This is a genomic window from Pedococcus sp. P2_D9 (assembly GCF_056404275.1).
In genome coordinates this window covers 514,209-531,573 of the sequence record NZ_JBFUEI010000003.1, presented here as the reverse complement: position 1 = coordinate 531,573, position 17,365 = coordinate 514,209, and the positions used below count along the sequence as shown (strand labels likewise).

16 protein-coding genes are annotated in these 17,365 nt (G+C 69.8%); 6 read left to right on the top strand and 10 right to left on the bottom strand.

The genetic code is table 11. The features are described from left to right. The coding region (locus AC1DXJ_RS07525; protein ID WP_477636727.1) for an integrase core domain-containing protein at positions 1 to 216 on the top strand (216 nt) is incomplete at its 5' end. Here AC1DXJ_RS07525 and AC1DXJ_RS07520 read toward each other — a convergent pair. Beyond that, positions 213 to 599 (bottom strand): type II toxin-antitoxin system death-on-curing family toxin, encoded by a 387-nt coding sequence (locus AC1DXJ_RS07520; protein ID WP_477636726.1) that lies wholly within the window; start codon positions 597 to 599, stop codon positions 213 to 215. The two genes, AC1DXJ_RS07525 and AC1DXJ_RS07520, sit on opposite strands and share 4 nt — an antisense overlap. After that, positions 596 to 799 carry a ribbon-helix-helix protein, CopG family gene (locus AC1DXJ_RS07515; protein WP_477633158.1) on the bottom strand — a complete coding sequence of 68 codons (204 nt, stop codon included), beginning with the start codon at positions 797 to 799 and terminating at the stop codon, positions 596 to 598. The genes AC1DXJ_RS07520 and AC1DXJ_RS07515 overlap by 4 nt, the downstream gene beginning before the upstream one ends. Positions 800 to 1,025: 226 nt before the next feature. Here AC1DXJ_RS07515 and AC1DXJ_RS07510 point away from each other — a divergent pair, with 226 nt between their 5' ends. From AC1DXJ_RS07510 to AC1DXJ_RS07500, 3 genes are all read left to right on the top strand, one after another. Further along, the gene (locus AC1DXJ_RS07510; protein WP_477614601.1) at positions 1,026 to 1,358 is read left to right on the top strand and encodes a DUF485 domain-containing protein; all 333 of its coding nucleotides are present in this window, start codon (positions 1,026 to 1,028) and stop codon (positions 1,356 to 1,358) included. Continuing rightward, a complete protein-coding gene (locus tag AC1DXJ_RS07505; protein ID WP_477636725.1) occupies positions 1,355 to 3,004 on the top strand; it encodes a solute symporter family protein in 1,650 nt (549 codons plus the stop codon). The genes AC1DXJ_RS07510 and AC1DXJ_RS07505 overlap by 4 nt, the downstream gene beginning before the upstream one ends. Positions 3,005 to 3,138: 134 nt before the next feature. Further along, complete coding sequence (locus AC1DXJ_RS07500; RefSeq protein WP_477614599.1) at positions 3,139 to 3,708, top strand: AMIN-like domain-containing (lipo)protein; 570 nt, start codon at positions 3,139 to 3,141, stop codon at positions 3,706 to 3,708. Here the strand turns inward: AC1DXJ_RS07500 and AC1DXJ_RS07495 are convergent. Continuing rightward, positions 3,683 to 4,579 carry a hypothetical protein gene (locus AC1DXJ_RS07495; RefSeq protein WP_477636724.1) on the bottom strand — a complete coding sequence of 299 codons (897 nt, stop codon included), beginning with the start codon at positions 4,577 to 4,579 and terminating at the stop codon, positions 3,683 to 3,685. The two genes, AC1DXJ_RS07500 and AC1DXJ_RS07495, sit on opposite strands and share 26 nt — an antisense overlap. A gap of 166 nt (positions 4,580 to 4,745) precedes the next feature. Here AC1DXJ_RS07495 and acs point away from each other — a divergent pair, with 166 nt between their 5' ends. Continuing rightward, a complete protein-coding gene (gene acs, locus AC1DXJ_RS07490; RefSeq protein WP_477636723.1) occupies positions 4,746 to 6,707 on the top strand; it encodes an acetate--CoA ligase in 1,962 nt (653 codons plus the stop codon). Positions 6,708 to 6,786: 79 nt separating this feature from the next. On the opposite strand, the gene AC1DXJ_RS07485 is transcribed toward acs, so the two are convergent. The 3 genes from AC1DXJ_RS07485 to AC1DXJ_RS07475 form a co-directional block, all read right to left on the bottom strand. After that, on the bottom strand, positions 6,787 to 7,143 hold the full coding sequence (locus AC1DXJ_RS07485) for a VOC family protein (RefSeq protein WP_477614596.1): 357 nt from the start codon (positions 7,141 to 7,143) through the stop codon (positions 6,787 to 6,789). A gap of 10 nt (positions 7,144 to 7,153) precedes the next feature. Then, complete coding sequence (locus AC1DXJ_RS07480) at positions 7,154 to 7,948, bottom strand: glycerophosphodiester phosphodiesterase family protein (RefSeq protein ID WP_477636722.1); 795 nt, start codon at positions 7,946 to 7,948, stop codon at positions 7,154 to 7,156. A gap of 101 nt (positions 7,949 to 8,049) precedes the next feature. Continuing rightward, positions 8,050 to 8,847, bottom strand: coding sequence for an IclR family transcriptional regulator (locus AC1DXJ_RS07475; protein ID WP_477636721.1), 798 nt, complete (start codon positions 8,845 to 8,847; stop codon positions 8,050 to 8,052). Between the two features lie 138 nt (positions 8,848 to 8,985). Here AC1DXJ_RS07475 and aceB point away from each other — a divergent pair, with 138 nt between their 5' ends. Beyond that, positions 8,986 to 10,608: a malate synthase A gene (gene aceB / locus AC1DXJ_RS07470; protein WP_477636737.1), complete on the top strand. Its 1,623-nt coding sequence runs from the start codon at positions 8,986 to 8,988 to the stop codon at positions 10,606 to 10,608. 19 nt (positions 10,609 to 10,627) lie between these two features. Here the strand turns inward: aceB and AC1DXJ_RS07465 are convergent, their stop codons facing one another. Genes AC1DXJ_RS07465 through AC1DXJ_RS07450 form a run of 4 tightly spaced genes read right to left on the bottom strand, consistent with a single transcriptional unit; the run spans position 10,628 to position 16,753 of the window. Continuing rightward, positions 10,628 to 11,938, bottom strand: coding sequence for a guanine deaminase (locus tag AC1DXJ_RS07465; RefSeq protein WP_477636720.1), 1,311 nt, complete (start codon positions 11,936 to 11,938; stop codon positions 10,628 to 10,630). Next, the gene (gene xdhC, locus AC1DXJ_RS07460) at positions 11,935 to 12,750 is read right to left on the bottom strand and encodes a xanthine dehydrogenase accessory protein XdhC (protein WP_477614629.1); all 816 of its coding nucleotides are present in this window, start codon (positions 12,748 to 12,750) and stop codon (positions 11,935 to 11,937) included. The genes AC1DXJ_RS07465 and xdhC overlap by 4 nt, the downstream gene beginning before the upstream one ends. A gap of 2 nt (positions 12,751 to 12,752) precedes the next feature. Continuing rightward, positions 12,753 to 15,209 carry a xanthine dehydrogenase molybdopterin binding subunit gene (gene xdhB, locus AC1DXJ_RS07455; RefSeq protein WP_477636719.1) on the bottom strand — a complete coding sequence of 819 codons (2,457 nt, stop codon included), beginning with the start codon at positions 15,207 to 15,209 and terminating at the stop codon, positions 12,753 to 12,755. After that, positions 15,206 to 16,753, bottom strand: a complete 1,548-nt coding sequence (locus tag AC1DXJ_RS07450; RefSeq protein ID WP_477636718.1) for a xanthine dehydrogenase small subunit — start codon at positions 16,751 to 16,753, stop codon at positions 15,206 to 15,208. Before AC1DXJ_RS07450 ends, xdhB begins: the two co-directional genes overlap by 4 nt. Positions 16,754 to 17,365 lie beyond the last annotated feature (612 nt).

The following is a 17,365-nucleotide window of genomic DNA, read 5'->3' as shown; positions in this document are numbered from 1 at the left end:
CGCCCCTACCGCCCACAGACCAACGGCAAGATCGAGCGCTTCCACCGCACCCTGGCCGACGGGTGGGGCTACGCCCGCTGCTACGAATCCGAAGCCGAGCGACGAGCCGCCCTGTCAGCATGGATCCACGAGTACAACCACCACCGACCCCACACCGCCTGCGGGAACAAGCCACCCATCACCCGCTTGACCAACCTGTCCGGTCAGTACAGCTAGCGGTCGCGAGACCAGGCCTCGGTGGCCTGCTCGAGTCGTTGGGCGATGTAGGAGATCTCGGCGAGCTCCCCCGTAGCCACCGCCATCACGAGGTCGTAGGCCGCGTCATTGGTGAGCCGGAGCTGCAGGCCGTTGGCGCCGTAGAAGGCCAGCATGGAGACGAAGCCCAGTCTCTTGTTGCCGTCGACGAGAGGATGGTTGTCGACCATCGACTGGAGCAGGGCCGCTGCCTTCTCGTGGAGCGTCGGGTAGGCATCCTCGCCGAAGACGGTCGTAGCCGGGCGGGCCACGGCACTCTGGAGGAGGCCGGCGTCACGCACCTGCACCTCACCCAGGACGCGCTCCGCGATGTGCAGGACGTCATCGAAGGTCAGCAGGATCACTGGCCGAGTCGCTCGATCGCGTCGGCGTAGCGGACCAGTTCGCGGTCGAGGACCGCGTCGACGATCTGTCGCCGGCCGGCCTGCTCGAGATAGCTCGACACGGCGTCGCGAGCAACCTCCTGCATCGAACGACCCTCCGCCTTGGCGCGTCGGCGCAGGGCCTCGGTCTCGTCCTCAGTCAGTCTCAGCGTCATGGCCATGATGTGATGGTATCACTCGTGACACCATCCCAGGTGGTCCACCAGCTGCGGCGAGACTCGCCGCTCGGCGCTCGACGGCGACCGTTCGGCGCAGCACCCCCTGCCACCCGGCGAGCGCACCCTCCGCACGGCGCGCGGCCACGCGGCATACCTGCTGCTCAGGGGCTCGCAGCGGCACAGTGGCGACGATCGCGGGACCGGCCCGCGCCACCACAGGAGGTGTCCCGTGAGCAACGACGCTCGCACGGAGCACGACCCCTTTGTGGACCTGCAAGGGTCCGAGGAGTTCGCGGACCTGAGGTCCCGGTTCCGCAGGTTCGTCTTCCCCATGACCGCGCTGTTCCTGGCGTGGTACTTCCTCTACGTGCTGCTGTCGGTCTACGCGCCGGTGTTCATGGGCCACAAGGTGTTCGGCAACATCAACGTGGGCCTGATCCTCGGGCTCGGTCAGTTCGTGTCGACGTTCGTCATCACGATCCTCTACGTCCGCTGGGCCGACCGTGAGTTCGACCCGCGCGCCGCCGCACTCGCCACGACGATCGGGGAGGACCACCGATGAGCGCTCCCACCATTGCCAGCCTCGCCCCCGCCGCCACGAACGTCGGCAGCCCGGCGCTCAACATCACCATCTTCGGCGTCTTCGTCCTGATCACTCTCGCGATCGTCATCCGGGCGTCGAAGAACAACCGCAGCGCGGCCGACTTCTATGCGGGTGGTCGTGCTTTCACCGGACGGCAGAACGGCATCGCGATCGCGGGCGACTACCTGTCGGCGGCCAGTTTCCTCGGCATCGCCGGGGCCATCGCCCTCAACGGCTACGACGGCTTCCTCTACTCGATCGGCTTCCTCGTCGCGTGGCTCGTCGCACTGCTCCTGGTCGCCGAGCTGCTTCGCAACGCGGGCAAGTACACGATGGCCGACGTCCTGTCGTTCCGCCTCAAGCAGCGGCCGGTCCGGATGGCTGCGGCGATCTCCACCCTCGCGGTCTGCTTCTTCTACCTGCTCGCGCAGATGGCCGGGGCGGGCGGTCTGGTGGCACTGCTGCTGGGCATCGACAAGAAGAGCGGCCAGTCCGTCGTCATCGCCGTCGTGGGGGTCATCATGATCGCCTACGTACTCATCGGCGGCATGAAGGGCACCACCTGGGTCCAGATCATCAAGGCCGTGCTGCTCATCATCGGCGCCGCCGTGATGTTCGTCTGGGTGCTGAGCAGGTTCGGGCTCAACCTCTCCCACCTGCTCGGCGAGGCCGTGACGAAGTCGGGAGGCAAGAAGGTCCTCGATCCCGGGCTGCAGTACGGGAAGAGCGGCCTGACCAAGCTCGACTTCATCTCGCTGTCGCTGGCCCTGGTGCTCGGCACCGCAGGCCTGCCGCACGTGCTGATGCGGTTCTACACCGTGCCCTCGTCGAAGGAGGCCCGCAAGTCGGTCGAGTGGGCGATCTGGCTGATCGGCATCTTCTACCTCTTCACCCTCGTCCTCGGGTACGGCGCCGCCGCACTCGTCGGGCCCAAGGCCATCGCAGCGGCTCCCGGCAAGGCCAACTCGGCCGCGCCACTGCTGGCCTACGAGCTCGGCGGTGAGCTGCTGCTCGGCCTCATCTCGGCCGTGGCATTTGCGACCATCCTCGCGGTCGTCGCCGGTCTGACGATCACGGCGAGCGCGAGCCTGTCGCACGACATCTACAACTCGGTCATCAAGGAAGGCACCGCCTCTCCGGAGGACGAGGTCCGGGTCGCCCGCATCACCGCGGTCGTCATCGGCATCCTCGCGATCCTCGGCGGGATCCTCGCCAACGGCCAGAACATCGCCTTCCTCGTCGCCCTCGCCTTCGCCATCGCGGCCTCGGCGAACCTGCCGACGATCCTGTACTCGTTGTTCTGGAAGCGGTTCAACACCCGAGGCGCGTTGTGGTCGATCTACGGTGGCCTCATCACCGCGCTGACGCTGATCGTCTTCAGCCCAGTGGTCTCGGGCAAGCCGCCGGTCGCGCCGCTCACGACGAGCGCCTCGATGATCACGGACCCGACCGTGGACTTCCACTGGTTCCCGCTCGACAACCCCGGCATCGTCTCGATCCCGCTGGCCTTCATCCTGGGCTGGTTGGGCACCGTGACGAGCAAGGAGTACAACGCAGCCAAGTACGCCGAGATGGAGGTTCGCTCCCTCACGGGTCACGGCGCCGAGAAGGCGGTCGCGCACTAGGTCGACCACCCGGCACAGGGATCACCACGGTGCCGTGTCCCCGGACAGGGGGCGCGGCACCGTTGCCATTTGGTATGCCGGGTCAACCACCGGGCCGCGGACCGCGTCAGTGGTGTGTCCGAAGGGAGGACACCATGAACATCACGAAGCATAGCTCCACGCGACTGGCCATCCGGTCGCTCGTCATCGCCCTGGCGGCCGGCGTTGTCCCCGTCGTTGCCGCCACCACCTCCGCAGAGGCCGCACCCTACTGCGGGCTCACCTGGGGTTCGCTCGCCAAGAACTCCTCCACCATGGTCCCCGGCCCGCTCACGAACGTCAGGGCGGGACGGCACACCTGCTTCGACCGACTGGTGATCGACGTCAAGGGCAAGGCTCCCGGCTACACGGTGAAGTACGTGTCCAACGTCTTCACCGAGGGCCAGGGGGCGGTCGTGCCGCTGCGGGGTGGCGCCAAGCTCCTCGTCGTCACACGGGCACCGGCGTACACCTCGACGGGCACCGCGAGCTACCAGCCCGCCAACCAGCGCGAGCTCGTCAACGTCACCGGCTACACGACGTTCCGGCAGGTCGCGTGGGCCGGGACGTTCGAGGGTCAGACGTCGATGGGCCTGGGCGTCAGGGCACGGCTGCCGTTCCGGGCCTTCACGATCCACGACGCCACCGGCAGCAGGCTCGTCATCGACGTGGCCCACCGCTGGTAGGGGACGTCTCGTCGGTGTGGACATCCCGCGCGGGCGTTGTCCGGCGACGCAAGCCGCCGAGCAGCGCCCGCGTCGCTGCGACCAGCACCGCCAGCACGAGGGCTACGAGGAGCCAGCCGCTCGTGGACCGCACCAGGGACTCCGAGTAGCTCCACCACTGCGTTCGGAGGAAGTCCCATGACGACTCGGCGACCAGGCGCAGCTCCCCGCGCTTGGACCCGACGTTCATGCGCGGGTGGAGCACGTCCCAGCCATGGCTCAGCGACCGAGCCAGCAGAGAGAAGACCAGCCACGTCAACAGGATCCGGGCGACGCTGAGCAGGGTTGGCGCGACGCGCTGCAAGGTCGCCACCGCGAACGGCAGGGCCAGGGCCACCGCCAGCAGCAGCCCGTGCGGCCAGGTGGCCGGCGACAGCCCCGCCACGACGGCCAGCACCGTGGCCGCTCCGAGTGGCCCGCTGTGCCCGCGGATGCCGAGCACGATGCCGCCGAGGGCCGCCGCCACCAGCAGGATCACCAGGACCTGGCGTTCGTCGGGGTACTCGTCAGTGGAGGGCGCGGAGAGGAGCCAGGCGAGCACGCTGAACAGCACGACGATGACGAAGCGTGGCCACGGGGAACGCACGAGCAGCGAGACCGACGCAGCGGCCGCGGTCGCCCCCAGCAGGACGACGTCGCCGTTGATGGCCCTCAGCGGCAGGTGGAACCACGACGTCAGACCCCAGAAGCCGACCGGCCACCACAGGACAGCTGCGAGCAGCATGGCCACCTCTGGCCAGACGCGACGGGCCACAGCCCTGCCGCGCTCGAGCGTGCTGGGCGTTGCGGAATCGGAACCGGCGTCAGAGGTGGAGTTCCTCGCGGTGCTCACGCCACCAGAGGCTAGCCGCTTGCCGCTCCCAACGTCCGTCGATCGATCAACGCGACCACTCCCCTTGATGCGCGGCCCGGATGCGGGTTGGCTTGGGGTGTCACCGCGACTGCGACGCCGGATCTGCCGACGACGTCGCCTGCCAACGCCGCCAGGAGGAACCACCGTGTCCGAAACCTTGTCCACGAGCCAGACCGAGGGTCGGGATCTGTCTCCCAGCCCCGAGTTCGCCGCCCAGGCCAACGGCCAGGCGGACCTCTACGACGCGGCGGACGAGGACTTCGAGGGCTTCTGGGCCGACCAGGCCCGGCAGCGTCTCACGTGGGCCAAGGACTTCGACCAGACCCTCGACTGGAGCGGTGCGCCGTTCGCCAAGTGGTACGTCGGCGGTGAGGTCAACGCGGCCTACAACTGTGTCGACCGGCACGTGGAGGCGGGCAACGGCGACCGCGTCGCCATCCACTTCGAGGGAGAGGGCGGGGACTCCCGCACCATCACGTATGCCGAGCTGCAGCGTGACGTGGCCAAGGCCRCCAATGCCCTTGAGTCCCTTGGGGTTTCGAAGGGCGATCGCGTGGCGATCTACCTGCCGATGATCCCCGAGGCAGTGGCGGCGATGCTCGCGTGCGCGCGCATCGGCGCCCCGCACTCGGTGGTGTTCGGCGGGTTCTCGGCCGACGCCCTGCGCACCCGCATCGCCGACGCCGAGGCCAAGCTGGTGATCACCGCTGACGGCCAGTTCCGCCGAGGCAAGTCCGCCCCGCTCAAGCCCGCCGTCGACGCTGCCGTCGAGGGCGAGACAACTGTCGAGAAGGTCCTGGTCGTGCAGCGCACCAAGGACGAGGTCGAGTGGAACGACGACCGCGACGTCTGGTGGCACGACGTCGTCGACTCGGCCAGCGACCAGCACGAGGCGGTCGCCCACGACAGCGAGCACCCGCTCTTCATCCTCTACACGTCGGGGACCACGGGGAAGCCGAAGGGCATCTTCCACACGACGGGCGGCTACCTGACGCAGGCGGCATACACGAACTCGGTCGTGCACGACGTGCACCCGGAGACGGATGTCTACTGGTGCACGGCCGACATCGGCTGGGTGACCGGCCACTCCTACATCGTCTACGGACCGCTGGCCAACGGCGCGACCCAGGTGATCTACGAGGGCACGCCGGACACCCCGCACCAGGGCCGCTGGTGGGAGATCGTGCAGAAGTACGGCGTGACGATCCTCTACACCGCGCCCACCGCGATCCGGACCTTCATGAAGTGGGGCGACGACATCCCCGCGAAGTTCGACCTGTCGTCGCTGCGGCTGCTCGGCTCGGTCGGTGAGCCGATCAACCCCGAGGCGTGGCTGTGGTACCGCAAGAACATCGGCGGCGGCCACTGCCCGATCGTCGACACTTGGTGGCAGACCGAGACCGGCGGCATCATGATCAGCCCGCTGCCGGGAGTCACGAGCCTCGAACCCGGTTCGGCGCAGCGACCGATCCCCGGCATCAGCGCCGAGATCCTCGACGACGAAGGGCAGCCGCTGCACGACCCCGAGGCGGTCGGCTACCTCGTGCTGACCAAACCGTGGCCGGGCATGCTGCGCGGCATCTGGGGTGACCCGGAGCGCTACAAGGAGACCTACTGGTCGCGGTTCGGGCCGAAGTACTACTTCGCCGGGGACGGCGCGAAGTACGACGCCAACAACAACATCTGGCTGCTCGGCCGCGTCGACGACGTCATGAACGTGTCGGGCCACCGGCTGTCGACCGCCGAGATCGAGTCGGCCCTCGTGTCGCACCCGTCGGTGGCCGAGGCCGCCGTCGTGGGCGCGACCGACGAGACGACCGGTCAGGCCGTGGTGGCGTTCGTCATCCTGCGCGGCGGATCCGAGGACCACGGTGACGAGACGGTGCAGGAGCTGCGCAACCACGTGGCCAAGGAGATCGGCCCGATCGCCAAGCCCCGCTCGATCATGGTCGTGTCAGAGCTGCCCAAGACCCGGTCCGGCAAGATCATGCGGCGGCTGCTGCGCGACGTCGCCGAGAACCGCGAGGTCGGCGACGTCACGACCCTGGCCGACTCGTCGGTCATGGGCCTGATCAAGGAAGGCATGAGCTCCGGCAAGGAGGACTGACGACTTCCCCACCGCACCAATGGATTTCGGTATGCCGCGGACGCACCTGGCGTCCGCGGCATACCTGTCTCTCGTGGTTTCAGCTGGTGCAGAGGCAGAACGGGTGGCCGGCCGGGTCGAGGAAGACCCGGAAGGTCGTCCCCGGCTGGTGGTCGTGCTTGGTCGCACCGAGTGCGACCACGTCGGCCTCGCCGGTGTCGAGGTCCTCGACCACCACGTCGAGGTGCATCTGCTGGGGGACGTCCTGGCCGGGCCAGACGGGAGCCCGGTAGTCGTCGACCTGCTGGAAGCAGATGCACTGCCCGTAGTCGGCGCGGATCTCGAACCAGTCGCCCTCGTTCTTGACGGACCAGTCGAGCATGGTGCCGTAGAAGGTCGCCAGGGCTTCGGCATCGGGGCAGTCGAGGACGATGGTGGGAAAACGTGCGATAGCCATGTCGCGCAGGCTATTGCGGGTTCCGGACGATCCGCGACCTGATGTCGCCCATGGGCAGCCACTGGTCGCGAGCCACCAGCACCTCGCGCAGCAGATCGGGTCGGTCGGTGATGATCCCGTCGACGCCGGCCTCGAGCAGCCGCACCATCGACGGCTGGTCGTTGACGGTCCACACCACGACCTTCACGCCGATCCCGTGCGCCCCCGTCACCAACCGTTCGACGAAGACCGGCACCCGCCCGAGCTTGAGCGGCACGTGCGCGAACTCGGCCGTCGCGAAGCGGCGAGCGGGCGGCATCCCGGCATGGGCCGTGGTGACCACCGCGGCCAGGGAGCGCCAGCCCAGGGCGGTCCGCACTCCGGGCGCCTCGGCCCGCACGACATCGAGCCAACCGTCCCAGGCTCCGGCCACGCACACCCGGTCTCGGAAGTCACTGTGCTGCAACAGTTTTCCCAAGGGACCGATCGCCGCCTGGTCCTTCAGGTCGACGGTGAAGTTGGCGTCGGGGAAGGCTTCGAGCGCGTCGGCCAGGGTCGGGATCGGCTCCCGCCCAGCCACCCGCACCCCACGCAACGACGCGAGGGTATGCCGCGCGAGCGGCCCGCGTGCGTCCGTCACGCGGTCGAGGGTCGAGTCGTGGAAGCAGACCAGCGCGCCGTCGGCGGTCAGCCGCACATCGGTCTCGAGGTATCGAACCCCCAGGGCCGACGCGAGGGCGAACGCGGCGACGGTGTTCTCCGGGGCGAGGGCGGCACCCCCGCGGTGGGCGAGGGCGAGCGGGAGGGACTCCGTGCCGTAGGCCATGACTCCAGCGTGCCGAACGCTCGGGGGCCCGAGCGCGGAAACCGGTGTCTGGCACCAATGTTCACATCACGGAGGGCAACCGTTCGCCCGATGCTGACGCGCTAGACGGTTGCGCCCCGCATCTCGGCCGAGATCGCCGCCGCGACAGTGTGCATCGGCGTCGTCGCACTCTCGATGAACGCGTCCGTCATGCGCGGCAGCGGGCCCGACACGGACAGCGCCAACGGCTGGGGTGAGCCGGGGATGGCGACGGCCACGCAGCGGACGCCGACCTCCTGCTCCCCCTCGTCGAGCGCGTAGCCGCGCTCACGGGTGCGACCCAGCTCGGCCGCGAACGCCTCGGGATCGGTGATGGTGTGCTCGGTGCGCGCCGGCATGCCCGTGCGCGCGAGGATGGCCCGCACGGCCTCGGGGTCCATGTCGGCCATGATCGCCTTGCCGACGCCGGTGGAGTGCGGCAACACGCGACGACCGACCTCGGTGAACATCCGCATGGAGTTGCGGCTGGCCATCACCTGGCCGATGTAGACCACCTGGTCGCCGTCGAGCATCGCGAGGTTGACCGACTCGCCGAGCTCGTGGGCGAGTCGCTCCATGTGCGGCCGCGCCCACCGGCTCACCATCCGGGACGTCGTCTCCCCCAGCCGGATCAGGCGCGGGCCGAGGGAGTACTGGCGGGAGGCCTCCTGGCGCACGTACCCGAGGTCGACGAGGGTCCGCACGAGGCGGTGGATCGTGGGCAGCGGCAGCTGGGCATCGTTGGCGAGCTGCGACAGGCTGATCACGCCGCCGGCGTCGGCCATCGTCTCGAGGATCGCGAACGCGCGCTCGAGCGACTGGACGCCACCGCCTGTCTTCGCGGGCGTCGCCGCGTCCTCGACGGTCGGTGGGGTGCTCATATATCTCTCCCCAGTCCTTCCCGAATGAGAAGAAGATTTCGTATCATGGAACAATCGTAGTCTGTGAGCCGCCACCGCGGCACGCGACACCACCGACTTCTCCCGAGGATGCGCATGTCCCAGCCCACCACGCCCACCATGCAGCCCGTGCCCACCGTCGTCGTCGACGCCCCCCACGACGTCGAGCGGAGCTCGGAGATCCTGAGCCCCGAGGCCTTGGCCTTCCTCGCGGAGCTGCAGTCGAGGTTCGGTGGCCGTCGGGACGAGCTGCTCGAGGCACGACGCTCACGCCGTGCAGAGGTGTCGAGGACCGGACGACTGGACTTCCTCGACGAGACGCGCGAGGTGCGCGAGGGCGACTGGACGGTGGCGCCGGCCCCGGCCGACTTCGCCGACCGTCGCGTGGAGATCACCGGCCCGACCGAGCGCAAGATGGCGATCAACGCCCTCAACTCCGGCGCCAAGGTGTGGCTCGCCGACCTCGAGGACGCCAACACGCCCCACTGGGACAACGTGATCGGCGGCCAGGTCAGCCTCTACGACGCGGTCCGCCGCACCATCGAGCTCACCGCCCCCAACGGCAAGCACTACGAGCTCAAGGACCCGGGCGGCATACCCGTCATCGTGCCGCGCCCGCGCGGCTGGCACTTCGACGAGGAGCACCTCACCCTCGACGGACGGCCGCTGGTCGGCGCCCTGGTCGACTTCGGCCTCTACTTCTTCCACAACGCCGCCGAGCTCCTCGCGCGCGGAAGTGGCCCCTACTTCTATCTGCCCAAGATGGAGTCGCACCTCGAGGCACGGCTCTGGAACGACGTCTTCACCTTCGCCCAGGAGTCGCTCGGCATCCCCCACGGCACGGTGCGTGCGACGGTGCTCATCGAGACGATCCCCGCGGCCTTCGAGATGGACGAGATCCTCTACGAGCTGCGCGACCACGCCGCCGGGCTCAACGCCGGTCGGTGGGACTACCTGTTCTCGATCATCAAGTACTTCCGGGACTCCGGGCCGTCGTTCACCCTGCCCGACCGCAACGCCGTGACGATGAACGCGCCGATGATGAAGGCCTACAGCGACCTGCTCGTGCAGACCTGCCACAAGCGCGGGGCGTTCGCGATCGGTGGCATGGCGGCGTTCATCCCCAGCAAGGACCCGTCGGTCAACGAGGCGGCGTTTGCCAAGGTGCGAGCCGACAAGGAGCGTGAGGTCGGCGCGGGCTTCGACGGCTCGTGGGTCGCACACCCGGGCATGGTCGAGCTCTGCAAGGAGATCTTCACCGACGTCCTCGGCGACTCGTCCAACCAGCTCGACAAGCAGCGCGACGACGTCTCGGTCACCGGCGCGGACCTGCTGGATGCGTCCTCCACCCCGGGCGACCGGACGCTGGATGGCTTGCGGGGCAACGTCTCCGTCGGCATCCAGTACCTCCAGGCGTGGCTGCTCGGCAACGGCGCGGTCGCGATCCACAACCTGATGGAGGATGCCGCGACCGCCGAGATCTCACGCAGCCAGATCTGGCAGTGGCTCAACTCGGGCGCCACCCTCGCGTCCGGCGAGACCGTCACCCGAGAGCTCGTCGACGAGGTCGTGGAGAGCGAGTATGCCGCCCTGGTCGACACCGTGGGCGACGACGAGACCGCGCGGGGTGCGTTGGAGACGGCGCGCAGGTTGTTCGTCGAGTGCGCGCTCGACCCCGACTTCCCCGACTTCCTGACGCTCCCGGCCTACGCCGAGGTCCTGAAGGCCGAGCGCGCCTCCTGACCGGTTCGATGTAGCCCTGTCAGGTGCGGCGGGGCATCCGCCAGCGACCGGCGGCGATCTGGTCACCTCCGACCCAGACGCCGCCGATGTCGGACGTCGTGCCGAGGGCGAACACCTTCGAAAGCGCGTCGTCGGCCGACTTGGCGTTGCCCAGTCCCACGGCCAGCGGGTCCCCGGCCTCCGGCAGCAGCCAGATCGCGTCGAACTGCTTGCCCACCGACAGGTCTCCCACCTCGTGCTCGAGGCCGAGCGCACGGGCACCGGCGGCGGTGCACAGCCAGAGCAGGTGCGCCGACGTGAGGGGCAGTCCCTCGTCGCCGAGCAGCCGCTGCATGAAGTAGGCCTGGAGGCCTTCCTTGAGCATCGAGAAGCCCGTGCCGGCACCGACGTCCGAGCCCATCGCCACCTGCACCCCTGCCTCGACGTGCCGGCGCAGCGGGAACAGCCCGCTGCCGAGGGCCGAGTTGCTCGTCGGGCAGTGCGCGACCGAGGCTCCCCGCGCCGCCAGGGTGGCGAGCTCGGGGTCGGTCGGGTGGACGTTGTGCGCGAGCACCGACCGCGGGGTCACGAGACCGTGGCGGTCGTAGGTGTCGACGTAGGAGGCACCGTCGAACAGCCCGGCCACCTCGAGCACCTCGGCGGTGTTCTCGTTGACGTGCGAGGTGAACCAGGCCCCGTCGACCTCGCCGAACGTCGCGGCACAGGACTCGAGGATCGCGTCGCTGGCCGACAGGGAGAAGCGCGGCGTCACGGCATACCGGAGGCGGCCCTTGCCGTGCCAGCGCGAGGCGAGGTCGCGCGACTCCTGGTAGGCGCGCTCGGGCGTGGTGAGCAGCGGCTCGGGCAGGATGCGGTCGGAGGTGACCAGGCCGGTGGTGACCCGCAGGCCCCACAGGTCGGCGGCCTCGAACATCACGTCAACCGCCGAGGCGAAGTGCGACCCGAACACGAGGGCAGTGGTGGTGCCGGCGTCGACCAGTCCGGTGACGAAGTCCCTGGCCACGCCACGCGCCATGTCGACGTCGGCCAGCCGCATCTCCTCCGGGAGGGCGCACTGGTCGAGCCAGTCGAGCAGGGGCATGCCCAGCCCGCCGATGACGCGCACCTGCGGGAAGTGGACGTGGGTGTCGACCAACCCGGGCAGGACCATCCCCTCGCGCAGGTCAAGGACGTCCTCGTCGGGGTGCTCGGCGCGCAGGGCCGCGAAGGCACCGCGAGCCACGATCACCCCGCCCTCGACGAGCAGGCCGCAGTCGTCCTGGGCGCGCAGGGCGCCACCGGAGAAGGGGTCGTCGGGGGTGTCGAGCACAGTGGCCCGGAAGAGCGTCATCGAGGCACTCGCGAGGACTCGGACTCGAACACCCTCACGAGGTCGGCGGCGACACTCAGGGCGATGGTCGCCGGGTCCTTGCCGGTGAGGTCGGCGACACCTATCGGGGTCTGGATGCGCGCGAGGTCGGCGTCCGAATGCCCTTCTGCCGCAAGGCGTTGGCGAAAGCGGGACCACTTGGCCGACGAGCCGATGAGCCCGATCGAGCCGAGGTGCTCGCACCGCAGGGCGCCGTCGCACAGAGCCGCGTCCTCCGCGTGGTCGTGGGTCATGACGAGGACATGCGTGCCGTGGGGCACCTGGCCCAGGACCAGTTCCGGGACGGGGGCGTGGTGGACGTGGACCCTGGCCGTCGAGTCGTCGAGGACGTCGAGCCGGTCGTGTCCGAGCTGGTCGGCGCGCGAGTCGACGAGGTGGAGCTCGAGGTCGTGGCGGGCGAGGATCCGGGCGAGCTCGAGCCCGACGTGGCCGATTCCGAAGATCGCGACCGCCGGCACCACCGCGAGCGGCTCGAGGAGGACCTGCACCTCGCCACCGCAGCACTGCTGACCATGTTCTGCGGGCGCCTTGTCGTTGAGGGACAACGAGATCTGCTCAGGGACGGCCACGGACTCGGCGAGCATCGTGCGGGCGCGGGCGACCGCGGTGGCCTCGAGGTTGCCGCCACCGATGCTGCCCCAGGTGGCACCCACGCCGACGACCATCTTGGCCCCGGCCTCACGCGGCGAGTGTCCGCGCACCGAGGTCAGCGTGACGAGGACGCCCGGCCGGCGCTCGCGACGCAGGCGCTCGACGGCCGAGAGCCACTCCACGGTCACGTCCCCGCCCTGGCCGGCTGGGCGGCCTGCTCGGAACGCGGCCGCAGGGGTGCGGCGTCGGGGTCGGGCTGGTCGGGCACCACGCCCGGCGCACCCTCGACCATCGCAGTCATGTGGGGCGGCTCCGCGCCGCCCCGGGCCTCCTGAACGGCCCAGAAGACGGCCTCCGGAGTCGCTGGCGAGGCGAGGTCGACCGACGTTCCGGCCGGACCGAAGGCGGCTGCAGCCTCGCGCAGCGCCTCACGCACCGAGAACGCCAGCATCAGCGGCGGCTCACCGACCGCCTTCGAGCCGTAGACGGCGCCGTCCTCGTGGGCGCGCTCGAGCAGCGCCACGTTGAAGACCTCGGGCATCTCGGAGAAGCTCGGGAGCTTGTAGGTGCTCGCCGCCTGGGTGGCCAACCGACCACGGGACGGCCGGTCCGACTCGTCCCAGCGCAGGTCCTCAAGCGTCAGCCAGCCGGCACCCTGGACGAACGCACCCTCGACCTGGCCGGTGTCCACCAGGGGCGAGAGGGAGTCGCCCACGTCGTGCACGATGTCGACGCGCCGCAACCGGTAGGCGCCGGTGAACTCGTCGACCTCGACCTCGCTCGCCGCCACGCCGTAGGAGAAGTACTTGAAGGGCGACCCGTGCATCGCGGAGGAGTCCCAGTGCAGCCCCTCAGTGCGGTAGAAGCCCGCAGCCCAGAGCTGGATCCGCTGGAAGTAGGCCTGGTTGACGAGGTCTGCCCACGGCACGGTGGCGCCACCGCCGACCTTGCCCACGTGCCCGTCGCTGAACCGCACGTCGGCCGGGTGCGCCCCGAGTCGTCCGGCGGCAACAGCCCGCAGCCGCTCGATGATCTGCTCGCAGGCGTCCTTGACCGCGCCACCGTTGAGGTCGGCACCGGAGCTGGCGGCCGTCGCTGACGTGTTCGGCACCTTGTCGGTGCGCGTCGGTGCGAGCCGGATGGTCGACAGCGGCACCCCCAGCGTGGTGGCCGCGACCTGGAGCATCTTCGTGTGCAGGCCCTGACCCATCTCGGTGCCACCGTGGGTGATGAGTACCGACCCGTCCTTGTAGACGTGGACGAGCGCGCCGGCCTGGTTGAACGAGGTGAAGTTGAACGAGATGCCGAACTTCACCGGCGTCATCGCCAGGGCACGCTTGGAGTGCTGGTGCGAGGCGTTGTATGCCGCGATCTCGGCCTTGCGCGCCGCGATGTCACCGGTGGAGAGCACCTGCTCCCAGCAGGTCGCGACCCGCTCGGGGTGGCGGACCGGCTGGCCGTAGGGAGTGGACTGACCGTCGACGTAGAAGTTGCGTGACCGCAGCTCGATCGGGTCGATGCCCAGCTGGGGGGCGCACCGGCCAAGGATGTCCTCGATGACGAGCATCCCCTGGGGGCCGCCGAAGCCACGGAACGCGGTCTGGCTGGTCTTGTGGGTCTTGGCGATCCGGCCGTTCACCCGCACGTTGGGGATCCAGTAGGCGTTGTCGATGTGGCACAGGGCCCGGGCCAGCACCGGCTCCGAGAGGTCGAGGCTCCACCCACCGTCGGAAGTCAGCGTGGCGTCGAGCGCCTGCAGCATTCCGTTGTCGTCGAAGGCAACCCGCCACTGCGCGTGGAACCCGTGCCGCTTGCCCGACATGGTCATGTCCTGCGTGCGGTTGAGCCGCAGCCGCACCGGGCGGCCGGTGAGCGTCGCGCCGAGGGCCGCGATCGCGGCATACCCGTGGGGCTGCATCTCCTTGCCCCCGAAGCCGCCACCCATCCGCAGGCACTGGACGGTGACCGCGTGACTCGGCAGCCCGAGGACGTGCGCGACGATGTCCTGCGTCTCGGTCGGGTGCTGCGTCGAGCTCTGGACGAAGATCTGCCCGTTCTCGTCCACGAGGGCGATCGAGCAGTGCGTCTCGAGGTAGAAGTGCTCCTGCCCCGCGAACTCGAACTGGCCGCTGTAGACCTGGGCCGCCCCGGCGAACCCTGCCTCGATGTCGCCCCGCTCCATGTGCGGCTGCCCGCCCTGGAAGCTCCCGGCCTCGATCGCCTCGTGGACGGTCACCAGGGACGGCAGCGGCTCGTAGTCGACCTCGACCGCGAGCGAGCCCAGCCGTGCGGCTTCCAGGGTCTCGCCGAGCACCCAGCACACCGCGTGACCGAAGAACATGACCTCCGACGGGAACAGCGGCTCGTCGTGCTTGACCCCGGCATCGTTGACGCCCGGGACGTCGTCGGCGGTGAGGACGCGCACGACGCCCGGGACCTCCAGCGCCGGCGCCGTGTCGAGGCGGGTGACGCGGGCATGGGCGTGCGGCGCCTGCACCGGGTGGGCGTGCAGGATCCCGTGCGTACGGACCGCGAGGTCGTCGGTGTACAGCGCCTCACCCGTCACGTGCAGCGATGCCGCCTCGTGCGGGATCTCTTGGCCGACAACGGGATTGGCTGGGCGTTCGGACAGGGCGCTCATGCTTCGACCTCCTGTTGGGTCGCGGTCTCGGCGTGCAGCTTGAGGAGGGCGGTGCCAAGCGTCGCCGTGCGGTATGCCGCACTGGCCCGGTGGTCGTCCATCGGCGTGCCTTCGCCGCGCATCACGTCCGCAGCCTCGCGGGCGACCTCGGCGCTCCACGCCCGACCCTCGAGGGCAGCCTCGGTGGCCAGCGCGCGGATGGGGGTGGCGGCGACGCCACCGAGGCCGATCCGCGCCTTGACGACGACGCCGTCGCGGAGGTCGAGCGCGAATCCGACGGCGACGCTGGAGATGTCGTCGAACCGTCGCTTGGCGATCTTGTGGAAGGCCGTGACCTCGCTGAGCGGCAACGGGATCCGCACGGCCCGGATCAGCTCGCCCTCTCGCTTGAGCGTCTGGCGGTAGCCCGTGAAGTAGTCGGCCAGGGGCACCTCGCGCTCCCCGTCGGTCGAGGCGAGCAGCACCGTGGCCTCGAGGGCGAGCAGGGCAGGAGGCGTGTCACCGATGGGCGACCCCGTGCCGAGGTTGCCGCCGATGGTCGCGCCGTTGCGGATCAGGCGCGAGGCGAACTGCGGGAACATCTTGTCCAGCAACGGGACTCGTCCGGCGAGCCCCCGCTCCACCTCGCTCAGGCTGAGGGCGGCACCGATCTCCACCGCGTCGTCACCGAGTTCGAGCGTCCGCAGCTCCGGCAGCCGGTCGATGCCGATCGCGAAGGGGGTCCGCGACCCACGGAGGTTGACCTCGACGCCCCAGTCGGTGGAGCCAGCCACCAGGACGGCGTCGGGGTGCTCGGACAGCAGGGCCAGCGCCTCGGAGAGGTCGCCGGGGCGGGCGTAGGTCCCGGTGGGGCCGTCAAGCCGCGTGGCGCGGGCGGCGGGGGGCGCGGCAGCCAGCCGCGCGGCATACGGGTCGTCGGCGGCGGGCTCGCCGAGGGCGTAAGCGGCGTCGCGGATGGGTCGGTAGCCGGTGCAGCGGCACAGGTTGCCCGAGAGTGCGTGCAGGTCGAAGCCGTTGGGTCCGTGTTCGTGGTCGGGAGCGGCACCCGGGTCGTTCGCTGTGTGGCCCTGGGCAGCCTCGGTTGCACGCTGGTGGCCGTTCTGCGACGGGTCCGGAGCGGCCGCAGCGGTGGCACACCGACCCTCGCGGTAGTACTCGGCGGCCATGCTGCAGATGAACCCCGGCGTGCAGTAGCCGCACTGGGACCCGCCGCGGACAGCCATCTCACGCTGCACCGGGTGGAGGGCGTCGGGGCGGCCGAGTCCCTCTGAGGTGACGACCTCCTGGCCGTCGAGCGCCGCGACCGGGACGAGGCACGCGTTGATGGCGGTCCACTGGGTGCCGGACCCCTCGGTGGGTCGGGCCACCATGATCGAGCAGGCGCCGCACTCTCCCTCGGCGCAGCCCTCCTTGGCACCGGTCAGGCCCTGGGCCCGGAGCCAGTCGAGGGCCGTGGTGCTCGGGTCGGTGCCGTCGAGCGCGCTGGGCGCACCGTTGACCGTGACACTGTGCTCTTCAACAGCGTGAGTGTTGGTTGACGCCATGGTGACTCCCGTCGCCCCAATCCTTGGGGACCATCATCCCCCAGGCGTCGCCACCTGGGGGCATGGTTGCTGACAGGAGTGGGTCCGCCGGTTATCCATGCCGAACGACGGCCCTGTCGTTGGTTCCCGAGCAGGATAGGCCTCAACAAACTGTTGAATCAAGGGTTTCGGCCGACCATTCCGCGCGCTGGACGAACGTGCCCGCCTTCGGGACTTGTTGCCGCCAGGTGGTCACCGGACCCCCATGTCCGCCCACCCGTGACGACCTGCGCGCAACACGTCCCCACCGCCGAGACTTGTTGCCGCCAGGTGGTCACCGGACCCCCATGTCCGCCCACCCGTGACGACCTGCGCGCAACACGTCCCCACCGCCGAGACCTGTTGCCGCCAGGTGGTCACCGGACCCCCATGTCCGCCCACCCGTGACGACCTGCGCGCAACACGTCCCCACCGCCGGGACTTGTTGCCGCCAGGTGGTCACCGGACCCCCATGTCCGCCCACCCGTGACGACCTGCGCGCAACACGTCCCCACCGCCGGGACCTGTTGCCGCCAGGTGGTCACCGGACCCCCATGTCCGCCCACCCGTGACGATCTGCGCGCAACACGTGCC

Coding starts and splice junctions, on each gene's coding strand:
- AC1DXJ_RS07515 (WP_477633158.1), bottom strand. CDS start 799: ATGGCCATGACGCTGAGACTGACTGAGGACGAGACCGAGGCCCTGCGC.
- AC1DXJ_RS07505 (WP_477636725.1), top strand. CDS start 1,355: ATGAGCGCTCCCACCATTGCCAGCCTCGCCCCCGCCGCCACGAACGTC.
- AC1DXJ_RS07500 (WP_477614599.1), top strand. CDS start 3,139: ATGAACATCACGAAGCATAGCTCCACGCGACTGGCCATCCGGTCGCTC.
- AC1DXJ_RS07485 (WP_477614596.1), bottom strand. CDS start 7,143: ATGGCTATCGCACGTTTTCCCACCATCGTCCTCGACTGCCCCGATGCC.
- AC1DXJ_RS07480 (WP_477636722.1), bottom strand. CDS start 7,948: ATGGCCTACGGCACGGAGTCCCTCCCGCTCGCCCTCGCCCACCGCGGG.
- AC1DXJ_RS07475 (WP_477636721.1), bottom strand. CDS start 8,847: ATGAGCACCCCACCGACCGTCGAGGACGCGGCGACGCCCGCGAAGACA.
- aceB (WP_477636737.1), top strand. CDS start 8,986: ATGCAGCCCGTGCCCACCGTCGTCGTCGACGCCCCCCACGACGTCGAG.
- AC1DXJ_RS07465 (WP_477636720.1), bottom strand. CDS start 11,938: ATGACGCTCTTCCGGGCCACTGTGCTCGACACCCCCGACGACCCCTTC.
- xdhB (WP_477636719.1), bottom strand. CDS start 15,209: ATGAGCGCCCTGTCCGAACGCCCAGCCAATCCCGTTGTCGGCCAAGAG.
- AC1DXJ_RS07450 (WP_477636718.1), bottom strand. CDS start 16,753: ATGGCGTCAACCAACACTCACGCTGTTGAAGAGCACAGTGTCACGGTC.